We start from the raw sequence: 1670 nt of genomic DNA, 5'->3' as shown, positions 1-1670 counted from the left end.
AATGAATCGCTGGTTAACCAGCATATTCAACAACTCGCCATCACCCGAATATTGGTTGCTCATAGACCGGAAACGGTCGAATCTGCAGGGAGGCAGATAAGTCTGGCTGACAATAAGTTGGCATAATCTTTAACTTGATGAGAAAGTAAAATGAAAGAAATTACCAAATATGAACTTGAGGCGATATCTGGTGGTTTTGACAGATTCCATAAATTATGGAATCCAACTCATGACCAAGATCCCAATGAAATTGCTGAGCTATGGGAGGAATGGAATAGATTGCATGGAGGTTTTTAGGTTTAGAGGTAAGTTGAACTAATGGCAGAGTGAAGCCGTCAATCATAATTAGTAAATAGTCTAAATGCTTAAAATAAAGCATTTTATGGTGATAAACCAGATGTTTCCCATGAGCATTAAGTGCCGATACATGAACGGACTTGGTTCTTCTGAGTTGCACTCAAGTAGACTGAAACGATTGGCTTTATCGTCCGAATAATAAATGGACAGTAGAATTGTGCCTGCCGCTGTTATTTTTTGGGGGCGGATATTTATGTTGTCGAAAATATTTTCTTCTAAAAAATAATTTATCATTGGTTTGTTCAATGATTTTGCTTCTATTCGTAATGAGTATTTCAAAAGAATAATTAAAATAACTGTATATTGAACTACCAATTACAATTGACCGATTTCAGGAGATTTTATTTTGGAAAAATTCAATATCGATGTTAACTTTCCGGCTTGCAAAAGCATCAGAGAATTAATTACTGAAGAAGTTGAAAGTGTAAGCGGCGGTGATAGATGCGCTGAAGCTGAAGAAGGGCCTGCTTTTCCGCCATGCACTCTTCCAACAATATCCGCTACACTATAATTAGGGATAATTATGCAATTTTTCAATAAGAAAGCGTTAGAAATTTCTCTAGAAATTAAAGAGCTGCTAAATGAGGAAATGGAAAGTGTTTATGGCGGTGTTAAATGCATTGAGCGTGGGTCAAGGGAAGGGCCTCCTGGGCACGGAGGAGGTACCGAGCATCCGTGCTTTGACCCTCAATAGCCAAAAACCAGAATGATATAGCTTTAAAAAAGCAAAGAGTTATTAACTGAAAAAGTTGAAAGTGTAATTGGTGGTGATAGATGCGCCGATGCTGAAAAGGGCCTGCTTTTCCGCCATGCACTCTTCCAGCAATATCAACTACATTATAATTAGGAAAAGATATGCAATCTTTCAATAAAAAAGAGTTTGAGAGCTATCGAGAAATTAAAGAGTTAATAAATAAGGAAGTAGAAAGTGTTTATGGAGGCGTTAAATGCGTTGAAGGTATTGAACAACCGATAATTGACATGGGAGGAGAAACAGACCGGATTCCGTGTTTTCCTTAGCATTATTGGTCACAGATCAGAATAAGAGAGCCTTTCAGATCTAGAGGGGAGAGGCTTACGTCCCTCCCCCAAAGTTGTTCGTTATGATTTTTCTAGTGGTAATGTGAATTTGGCTCCCTGTTTGCAAGTAGTGCTATCAATCGCAATAAGAATTGAGTGAAAAAATTATCACCGAAGACTAGACTTAGTGCGGAGCTTAGCACATGACACTAAAAATGAGGGTGTTCAAAACTCTGTGTCAGCCAAGTAGCCTCATAGGCTGATATATTTCTCCAGGCGATCCGGGAAGTGGA

The 1670-nt window shown here is 38.6% G+C and carries 3 protein-coding genes; all 3 read left to right on the top strand.

All coding sequences use genetic code 11. The features are described from left to right. Positions 1-150 precede the first annotated feature (150 nt). The 3 genes from Q1A48_RS21165 (at position 151) to Q1A48_RS21155 (ending at position 1377) form a co-directional block, all read left to right on the top strand. Entirely contained in the window at positions 151-297 is a 147-nt protein-coding gene (locus Q1A48_RS21165) for a hypothetical protein (RefSeq protein WP_299948825.1), read from the top strand. A gap of 406 nt (positions 298-703) precedes the next feature. Further along, entirely contained in the window at positions 704-868 is a 165-nt protein-coding gene (locus Q1A48_RS21160; RefSeq protein ID WP_299948824.1) for a hypothetical protein, read from the top strand. A gap of 344 nt (positions 869-1212) precedes the next feature. Continuing rightward, the gene (locus tag Q1A48_RS21155; RefSeq protein WP_299948823.1) at positions 1213-1377 is read left to right on the top strand and encodes a hypothetical protein; all 165 of its coding nucleotides are present in this window, start codon (positions 1213-1215) and stop codon (positions 1375-1377) included. The last annotated feature ends 293 nt before the right edge of the window (positions 1378-1670 follow it).

Source organism: uncultured Microbulbifer sp., from assembly GCF_947489355.1.
Classification (GTDB): Bacteria; Pseudomonadota; Gammaproteobacteria; order Pseudomonadales; family Cellvibrionaceae; genus Microbulbifer.
The sequence above is the reverse complement of the archived record's forward strand: the minus strand, read 5'-3'. Positions and strand labels throughout refer to the sequence as shown.